The sequence below is a fragment of the Olsenella profusa DSM 13989 genome (assembly GCF_030811115.1).
Classification (GTDB): domain Bacteria; phylum Actinomycetota; class Coriobacteriia; order Coriobacteriales; family Atopobiaceae; genus Olsenella_F; species Olsenella_F profusa.
The window spans coordinates 2,609,349-2,616,809 of record NZ_JAUSQK010000001.1 but is presented as its reverse complement, the minus strand read 5'-3'; the positions used below and the strand labels follow the sequence as shown (position 1 = coordinate 2,616,809).

The following is a 7,461-nucleotide window of genomic DNA, read 5'->3' as shown; positions in this document are numbered from 1 at the left end:
CGATGCTCCTTTCGGGGGGGCTCGGCCAGGTCGTTCTTCCAGCGTTGGAGCGCCTTGGAGCTGACGATGCCGGGCTTCCGCGCGGCTCTAATACAAGATCCGCTGCATTCTTCGAGAACCTCCAGGGCCCTTGCTTTGAACTCCTCGCCATACACGGATGATCTCCTCTCATGCCTTCACATGTCCAGGAAATCGTCCGTACCCCCGACCTTCATCCCCGAGAGGGGATGGGAACGTGGGACCACTCTGCCACTGAGGTGAAGGCAATGGGATCTCACCCTGCTTGGGGCATCCGCGTTCGTCTCGTGCCTCCGCGCATCCCTGGGGTGCACGACCCCACGTTCCCACTGCGCCGCTCGACTCCCTCGGCGCGACAGCACGCCAGTTGCTATAGTGGATGGGCACGGATTCATGACGCACGATATGGGGGCGCTATCGCATGAAGGGCATCATCCTCGCCGGCGGTTCGGGCACGCGTCTGCAGCCCCTGACCTCGGTCACCTCAAAGCAGCTCCTGCCCATCTACGACAAGCCGATGATCTACTACCCGCTCTCCACGCTCATGCTGTCAGGCATCAGGGACATTCTGGTCATCTCCACGCCACGCGACCTTCCCAACTTTGAGCGCCTGCTGGGCGACGGCTCCGACTTTGGCATTGCCCTCTCGTATGCGGAGCAGCCCGAGCCCAACGGCCTCGCCCAGGCGTTCGTGATCGGCCGCGCGTTCGTGGGGAGAGAGCCCTGCGCGCTCGTCCTCGGCGATAACATCTTCTATGGCAACGGCCTCACACGTCACCTGCGCCGCGCCGCCTCCTCCGCGCAGGTGGGCCGCGCGACCGTCTTCGGCTACCGCGTGGATGACCCGGAGCGCTTTGGCGTCGTCGAGTTCGACGACGCCTACAACGCCGTCTCCATCGAGGAGAAGCCCGCCCATCCCAAGAGCAACTACGCCGTCACGGGCCTCTACTTCTACGACGCGCGCGTATGCGACCTGGCCGCGCAGGTAAGACCCTCCGCGCGTGGCGAGTACGAGATCACGGATCTCAACCGCATGTACCTCGAGGACGGCTCGCTCGACGTCATAACGCTGGGCCGTGGCTATGCCTGGCTGGACACCGGCACCATGGCATCGCTGTCCGACGCCTCCGAGTTCGTGCGCACCGTGGAGACGGCGCAGGATCTGCCCGTCTCCGTCCCCGAGGAGATTGCCTACGAGAACGGCTGGATCAGCCGCGAGCGGCTCCTGGCATGCGCCGAGCGCTACGGCAAGAGCGACTACGGCAAGCACCTGCTGACGGTCGCCGAGGGCAAGATAGCCCCCGACCGCCACTACGATGACTAGGACGAGGGGATAGCGCCTGATGGATTTCGAGAAGGACCTGCGCGTCACCGAGACGGGCATCGAGGGGCTCAAGGTGATCGAGCTCTCCGTGCACGGTGACAGCCGCGGCTGGTTCAAGGAGAACTGGCAGCGCGCCAAGATGGTCGCCTTGGGTATCCCTGACCTGCGCGTGGTGCAGAACAACGTCTCCTATAACACCAAGCGCGGCGTGACGCGCGGCATCCACGCCGAGCCATGGAACAAGTTCGTCTCGGTGATCACGGGGTCCGTCTTTGGTGCCTGGGTGGACCTGCGCCAGGGGAGCGCCACGTTTGGCAAGGTGTTCACCTGCACGCTCGACCCCTCGCGCGCCATCTTCGCGCCGCGGGGCGTGGGCAACTCCTTCCAGGCGCTTGAGGACGACACGACCTACGCCTATCTGGTGGACGCCCACTGGTCGGCCGAGCTCAAGAGGACCTACACCTTCGTGAGCCTGGCCGATCCCGCACTCGCCATCGAGTGGCCCATCCCGCTGGATCGCTGCGAGCTGTCTGAGGCGGACAGGCACCATCCCCTGTTGAGGGACGTCGTGCCGGTGGCACCCAAGCGCACGCTCGTGACCGGCTGCAACGGCCAGCTGGGTCATGCCGTGCGCGCGCTGGTCGCAGAGCGCGGCGACGCCGACACGTTCGACTTCTGCGACATCGACACTTTCGACCTCTCCAAGTCCGAGGACTACGCCCAGTACGACTGGGGCCTCTACGGCACGGTCATCAACTGCGGGGCCTACACGGCGGTGGACAGGGCCGAGACGACCGGGGGCCGCCGCGCGTGCTGGGCGGCCAACGCCACGGGTCCCGCGCTCATGGCGCGCAGCTGCGCGGAGCACGGCATCACGCTCGTGCACGTGTCGAGCGACTACGTGTTCGACGGCACGCGCGTGGAGCACGACGAGGGGGAGCTTCTCTCGCCGCTGTCGGTCTACGGGCAGTCGAAGGCCGCCGGCGACCTTGCGGTGGCGGGCTGTCCCGCTCACTACGTGGTGCGGTCGAGCTGGGTCATCGGCGAGGGCCACAACTTTGCCAAGACGATGGCCAAGCTCTCCGATCGCGTGGCTGACCCGGCGGACGAGCTCTCGCAGGTGACCGTCGTCGACGACCAGTTGGGCCGCCTCACCTTCACCGACCAGCTTGCGGCGGGCATCCTCCACCTGCTGGACACCCATGCGCCCTATGGGACCTACGACCTTACGGGCACCGGTGCCGTGAGGAGCTGGCACGAGATCGCCGCGCGCGTGTTCGAGCTGCGCAACGGTAACGGCAGCGCGGTCGTGCCGGTCTCCACGGCGGCCTACTATGCCGGTGCGGAGGGCCCCATAGCCCCGCGCCCCGTGCACTCGGCCCTCTCGCTCGACAAGCTGGCGCGGGCGGGCTTCTCGCCGCGCGACTGGGAGGACGAGCTGGTCGACTATGTGCGCAGCCTGCCGCGCGACCTGGGCTGACGCCCGCTTGACGAGATATCCTACCCGGACCTTGGAGGCCACCTCATGCCCGACAGCTTCGAGCCCACAAGCATCATCGTCACCGGTGGCTGCGGCTTCATCGGCAGCAACTTCGTGCGCTGGGTGGCAGCCAACCACCCCGAGGTCCATGTGACGGTCCTCGACAAGCTCACGTATGCCGGCAACCCCGAGAACATCGCTGGGCTCCCCGAGGGCCAGGTGGAGCTCGTGGTGGGCGACATCTGTGACGCCGCGCTGCTCGACCGCCTCGTGCCGGGTCACGATGCCATCGTGCACTATGCAGCAGAGAGCCACAACGACAACTCCATCGCCAACCCCGACCCATTCGTACAGACCAACGTGGTGGGCACCTACCGCCTGCTCGAGGCGGCGCGAAGTCATGACGTGCGCTATCACCACGTGTCCACCGACGAGGTCTACGGCGACCTTGCCCTCGACGAGCCGCGGCGCTTTGAGCCGGACGACCCCTACAGGCCGTCCTCCCCGTACAGCTCCACCAAGGCCTCGAGCGACCTGCTCGTGCGCGCATGGCACCGCACGTACGGCGTGCGTGCCACGATCTCCAACTGCTCCAACAACTACGGTCCCTACCAGCACGTGGAGAAGTTCATCCCGCGCCAGGTGACCAACGTGCTCTGCGGCATCCGCCCCAAGCTCTACGGCGACGGCAGGAACGTGCGCGACTGGATCCACACCGAGGATCACTCGCGTGCCGTGTGGGACATCCTCACCAAGGGCCGCCTCGGCGAGACCTATCTCATCGGCGCCAACGGCGAGCGCTCCAACATCGACGTGCTGCGGGCCATCCTCGACGTGATGGGCCAGCCCGTCGATGCCTTCGACTGGGTGCGCGACCGTCCCGGCCACGATCGCCGCTATGCCATCGACCCCACCAAGCTCGAGCGCGAGCTGGGCTGGCAGCCCGTCCACACGGACTTCCCTGAGGGGTTGGGCCAGACGATAGAGTGGTACCGCACGCACGAGTCCTGGTGGCGCCCGGCCAAGGAGGCCACCGAGGCCAAGTACGCCAAGCAGGGGCAGTAGGGGGTGGCCCTACACAGTTTGGCTGTAGGTCGTAGCTTCCTGATGGCATGCCGAGCCGTCGTGTGCGAGACTTATCCGTGGCATTGGCCTCCAGTGGTCCAGGACAGGACGGGAGTTTGGCATGGCGCGGTCAGGCAGCACGCACTTCAAGGTGGACCAGGGGGAGACACCTGCCTCGCAGGAGGGGCATCCAGACTCCAGGCGCGTCTACATGCCCCGACGTGGCGCGGCGTCCCCCTCGTCGGGTCGCCATGGCCACGGCCCGCGCAGGCGGCGGCGCACCATCGCCATCACCGTCGCCGGCATCGTGGTCGTGCTGCTGGCGCTCGTGGGACTTGAGGCGTTTGCCCTCGTGCGCTCCGCGCAGAAGGTGCATACGGACGCCGACGCCGTCCTGACCGCAGTCGATGGCCTCGCCTCTGCCGCGTCCAGTGGCGACACGGACCAGATCGCCCCCTTGGCCTCCCGCATCGGCTCTGCCGCCCACGAGATCCAAGGCGAGGTGCAGTCTCCCGCGTGGAGCGTGGCCGCTGCCATCCCGGGGTATGGCGATGACGTTCGCTCCGTGCGCGCTCTGGCCGACACGCTCGTGGACGTCTCGGACAATGCTATCATACCGCTCTCCCAGCATGCGGATGCGCTCGACCTCAAGAGCCTCTTCTCAAACAGCGCCATCAACGTGGATGCCCTGCAGGGTCTCGGTACGGTGATGGCGGATGCGTCGCCCGTGCTGGACCGCGCCACCAGCACCATCGACGCCCTGCCCCCGGCGCATCTCTCGCAGCTTGACGCCGCGATTGCCAAGCTGCGTACCAAGGTTGACGCCGCCAAGGCCCGCCTGGACTCCGTCCAGGCCATCCTGCCCTACCTCCCGCAGATGCTCGGTGCCAACGGGCAGACGCGCACCTATCTCGTGGTGGCCCAGAACAACGCGGAGCTGCGCGCGTCGGGTGGCTTCCCTGGGTCGGTGGGCACGCTAACGGTGAGCGATGGTGTCATGAGGTTGGGGGACTTCGCGTCCCTGGCGGGCAAGGAGGGCCTCTCGCTGGGTGCCACCGATGAGGAGGTCGGCACCTTTGGCTCCTCCATCGGCTCGCGTGCCGATGCCGCCACGCTCACGCCCAACTTTCCGCGCACGGCCACGCTGCTTGCCACCGCCTGGCAGCAGTTGCATCACCAGGCCGTCGATGGCGTGATAGGGATCGACCCCGTCTTCCTGCAGCGCCTGCTGGCCCTGACCGGTCCCGTGACGGTGGCGGACGGCACGACCCTTACGGGCGACAATGCGGCGCAGGAGCTGGAGAACAACGTCTACCTGCGCTATGGCAACCAGAACGCGACGGAGGACGCCCTCTTTGCCGACGCCGCGGCAACGGCCTTCACCTCCATCATGAGCAACCTGGGCGCCGCCAAGGCGACCGACCTCATGGACACCCTCGGCCAGTCCGCCGCCGACGGGCGCCTGCAGGTGTGGATGGCCAACGAGGACGAGGAGCAGGCCCTTGTCGCGGTGGGCGCCTCGGGCGGCCTCTCGACCGACGCCACCAAGCCCGTGCTGGGCGTCTACGTGAACGATGTCACATGGGCGAAGCTTGCCTGGTACCTCGACCTGCGTACGACGGTTGGCGCGGCGGCCAGGAACGCGGACGGCTCCACGACCTACGAGGTGACCACCACGCTGGGGAACATGATCACCGACCAGATCGTCGCCAGCGCCCCCACGTATATCACGGGGGGCAACATGCAGTACAAGCGCTCCACGGGCGACATGGTCTCCGTGCTGATCCTGGTGGCGCCCGCGGGCGGGACCATCAGCGACGTTCGTGTGGACTCGCCGGCGTTCGGGGTGTGGCACCTGCCCTCGCTCTACGGCTTCGATGCGTGGTCGAGCCAGGTGAACACCTACCCCCAGGAGACGCGCACCATCACCTACAAGGTGACCACCTCGCCAGACGCGGCAGCGGACCTCGTGGTGCGCTCCACGCCCACGGGCCAGGCCATGGCGTCGTAGGGGACGGGCGCCGCCGTGTGCGGGCGTCTGACGGCCTGTTTCCATTCCGTGCGAGGTGGCCGGCCGGGTCGGGAGGCCGGGTATACTCCAAGACGTTCGTGTGGTTCGCTGGATGGAGGGTGGTATGGCAGCGAGAGTCGTCGTCGCGTGTGGCGCTGGTATCGCAACCTCGCACGCCGTGGCGAGCAAGCTCCAGAGGCTTCTGGATGACCGTGGCGTGTCCGCACAGGTGGATGCCGTCGCGCTGGAGAGCCTGCCCGGTGCGCTCGATGGCGCCGACGCGTTCGTCTCCGTGGTCAAGCCCGACGAGGAGTACGATGTGCCCACCTTCAATGGGGTGGCGTTCCTCACGGGCATGGGCCAAGAGGACGAGCTGAACCGTCTGGTGGGGTCCCTCTCCGCCTGAGCTTGGGCCCCATGTGAGCCCCACCTGAGTCGTTCGCATTTTCTCGCTCGCGCGTTTGGAGTCGTATGCAAATACGCACGACTCTGATTTTATAAAAGTGCTGGTAGATAAGTTATTGATAGATTCATATGTACAGTTAGAGCCCGATAATTTGCATACGACTCGCAGTGGTGGGGGAGAGGATTGCGAACGACTCGTCCATCCGGGCTCTCTTGGTTCTGGCGTTCCTAGTACAGGGGGAGGTCGCCGGTGATGGGGTCGATGTCCTCGGCGCGCAGCGGCTCGAAGGCCAGGCAGGTGTAGGTGGGCTCCCCATGGAACTCCGTGAGGCCAGCATCGCGGACGAGCGAGACGAGAAAGCCCCGCTCGCGACCCTGGTTCGCGATGTCGAGCAGCTCCTCCTCCGAGTCGACGTACACGCACACCTTGGCTACGCCCGCGTCGAACCAGTCGTAGAGCGCCGTGTGGCGCTTGCGGGGATCGTCCAGGTACACCCGGCCACCCGCGTCCACGCACAGCTCGCCACGACGTCCCTCGTGCACCAACGCCATGAGCACGGCCTCCACGCAGGCATGGCCCGCCTGGGCGGCGATCTTGCCTTTGCGCATCCTGAGGTCGCGCCTCATGACGATGAGCTGCTTCGCCTTGTATGACGAGACCGCCATGCCACCCTGCCCTTCCAAAAGCGCGTTGGCTACCCCTCCACTTCGAGCAGCTCGATCTCGAAGTTGAGTGCCTTGCCGGCCATCTCGTGGTTCATGTCCAGGTAGAGCTCCTTGGGCGTGACCCTTGCCACCCTCACGGGCACGGGCTGACCCTGGGAGGACCGCAGCATGAGCTTGTCGCCGACCGTGACGCCACGCATCTCCCGTGGCACGCGGCTCACGGGGAACTCCTGCACCAGCTCCTCGCGATGTTCGCCATAGGCCTCGCTGGGCTCCAGGTGCACGGTCACCTTGTCGCCTACGGCCATATCACGCACGGCGGCGTCAAAGCCCTTGATCATCTGGCCGGCCATGCAGGTGAACTCCAGCGGCTCGCCACGGTCCCGCGACGAGTCGAACGTGGTGCCATCGTCCAGCGTGCCGGTGTAGTGGACCTTGACCTTCTTGCCCTCGTTGCCCATGGGGCCTCCTCTGATGGTCGGTTGTGCGGGT

Annotated in this window: 7 protein-coding genes; 5 read left to right on the top strand and 2 right to left on the bottom strand. The window is 66.4% G+C overall.

Annotation, left to right across the window (positions count from 1 at the left end; all coding sequences use genetic code 11):
* The first annotated feature begins 439 nt into the window (after positions 1-439).
* The 5 genes from rfbA (at position 440) to J2S71_RS12155 (ending at position 6,304) form a co-directional block, all read left to right on the top strand.
* Entirely contained in the window at positions 440-1,342 is a 903-nt protein-coding gene (rfbA, locus tag J2S71_RS12175; protein WP_307392348.1) for a glucose-1-phosphate thymidylyltransferase RfbA, read from the top strand.
* A gap of 19 nt (positions 1,343-1,361) precedes the next feature.
* The gene (locus tag J2S71_RS12170; protein ID WP_307392345.1) at positions 1,362-2,822 is read left to right on the top strand and encodes a sugar nucleotide-binding protein; all 1,461 of its coding nucleotides are present in this window, start codon (positions 1,362-1,364) and stop codon (positions 2,820-2,822) included.
* A 45-nt stretch (positions 2,823-2,867) separates the two neighbouring features.
* A complete protein-coding gene (gene rfbB, locus J2S71_RS12165) occupies positions 2,868-3,887 on the top strand; it encodes a dTDP-glucose 4,6-dehydratase (RefSeq protein ID WP_307392343.1) in 1,020 nt (339 codons plus the stop codon).
* Positions 3,888-4,008: 121 nt separating this feature from the next.
* Positions 4,009-5,898 carry a DUF4012 domain-containing protein gene (locus J2S71_RS12160; RefSeq protein WP_307392340.1) on the top strand — a complete coding sequence of 630 codons (1,890 nt, stop codon included), beginning with the start codon at positions 4,009-4,011 and terminating at the stop codon, positions 5,896-5,898.
* Between the two features lie 124 nt (positions 5,899-6,022).
* Positions 6,023-6,304, top strand: a complete 282-nt coding sequence (locus J2S71_RS12155; RefSeq protein ID WP_040651567.1) for a PTS sugar transporter subunit IIB — start codon at positions 6,023-6,025, stop codon at positions 6,302-6,304.
* Between the two features lie 227 nt (positions 6,305-6,531).
* Here the strand turns inward: J2S71_RS12155 and pth2 are convergent, their stop codons facing one another.
* Together pth2 and J2S71_RS12145 are read right to left on the bottom strand one after the other, a co-directional pair.
* Complete coding sequence (gene pth2 / locus J2S71_RS12150; protein WP_307392336.1) at positions 6,532-6,969, bottom strand: aminoacyl-tRNA hydrolase; 438 nt, start codon at positions 6,967-6,969, stop codon at positions 6,532-6,534.
* Between the two features lie 29 nt (positions 6,970-6,998).
* Positions 6,999-7,430 (bottom strand): FKBP-type peptidyl-prolyl cis-trans isomerase, encoded by a 432-nt coding sequence (locus tag J2S71_RS12145; protein ID WP_307392333.1) that lies wholly within the window; start codon positions 7,428-7,430, stop codon positions 6,999-7,001.
* Positions 7,431-7,461: the final 31 nt, after the last annotated feature.